Source organism: Salinimicrobium oceani (assembly GCF_012037645.1).
The window spans coordinates 1-442 of the sequence record NZ_JAAVJR010000670.1; the positions used below are offsets into that span (position 1 = coordinate 1).

At 41.9% G+C, this 442-nt stretch carries 1 pseudogene; it reads left to right on the forward strand.

Annotated elements, in window-relative coordinates:
- Positions 1–442: pseudogene (locus tag HC175_RS18805) on the forward strand (gliding motility protein RemB); the annotation flags it as partial.

Below are 442 nucleotides of genomic sequence, written 5' to 3' on the forward strand. Positions count from 1 at the left end.
TTCCTGTTTTCTGAAGTGCAGCCGTATTATGATTTTGAAGGAGAATTCACAGCACTTCAAAAACCTGCCGAAAGCTGGGTGGGTCGCAAATTGTGGAATGAACATCTTTTTACTTTTCAGGCAGAAGACTATTGGTTCACTATAGATTTTGCTTTAGACCTGCAGGTAGGGAAAGACCTTGACAGCGATTTGGATGTAACTTATAACAATACCCGTGCAGCTATTTTTCAAGGCGGGTTAGGAAAAAAATTAAATTTCTATGCCGTAGTTTATGAAAACCAGGGCAGATTTGCAGATTATTTTAACCATTATGCCGAATCCATAAGGCCTGGTAGTGAGGGAAGGGCGATTATTCCCGGGCGTGGTATAGCAAAAGACTTCATGGGCCAGGCATATGACTATCCTGTGGCAGAAGGATATCTTTCCTTTAGTCCGGGAAAAT